At 69.0% G+C, this 290-nt stretch carries 1 protein-coding gene; it reads left to right on the forward strand.

Annotated features, from left to right (window positions below; all coding sequences use genetic code 11):
* A partial coding sequence (locus tag BGN95_RS06175; RefSeq protein WP_286771992.1) for a TCP-1/cpn60 chaperonin family protein occupies window positions 1–290 on the forward strand: 290 nt, incomplete at both ends.

Here is a 290-nt window from a genome sequence, read left to right on the forward strand (position 1 = left end):
CAGATCCGCGCCCAGATCGAAGTCACCACCAGCGACTACGACCGCGAGAAGCTGCAGGAACGCCTGGCCAAGCTTGCTGGCGGCGTGGCCGTGATCAAGGTCGGCGGTGCGACCGAAGTCGAGGTGAAGGAACGCAAGGACCGCGTCGACGACGCCCTGCACGCCACCCGCGCGGCGGTGGAAGAAGGCATCGTCACCGGTGGCGGCACGGCGCTGCTTTACGCCACCCGCGCGCTCGACGGCCTGACCGGCGCCAACGAAGACCAGACCCGTGGCGTGGACATCGTCCG

Source organism: Sphingomonas sp. 66-10, assembly GCF_001897045.1.
In the GTDB taxonomy this organism is placed as follows: domain Bacteria; phylum Pseudomonadota; class Alphaproteobacteria; order Sphingomonadales; family Sphingomonadaceae; genus Sphingomonas; species Sphingomonas lycopersici.